1 protein-coding gene is annotated in these 257 nt (G+C 33.5%); it reads left to right on the forward strand.

Annotation, left to right across the window (positions count from 1 at the left end; translation table 11 throughout):
• Positions 1-12: 12 nt before the first annotated feature.
• On the forward strand, positions 13-257 hold a 245-nt coding region (locus JQ863_RS19375), incomplete at its 3' end, for an NAD(P)-binding domain-containing protein (protein ID WP_239113659.1).

The following is a 257-nucleotide window of genomic DNA, read 5'->3' on the forward strand; positions in this document are numbered from 1 at the left end:
AATGCAATTTCCATGGATACTTCACCAGCATTTACATTTAATGAAGAACATATTTCCGGAGAAACATATGCTGAATATTTACAAGTGGTTGCCAACCATTACGAGCTGAATATCTTTGAAAATACAGTTGTCACAAATATATCTGTAGATGATGCATTTTATACGATTGCAACGACAACAGAGACATATCACGCGGATTATATCTTTGTCGCAACAGGTGATTATAATTTCCCTAAAAAGCCATTTAAATATGGTAT

The sequence above is a fragment of the Shimia biformata genome (genome assembly GCF_016888515.1).
In the GTDB taxonomy this organism is placed as follows: Bacteria; Pseudomonadota; Alphaproteobacteria; order Rhodobacterales; family Rhodobacteraceae; genus Shimia_A; species Shimia_A biformata.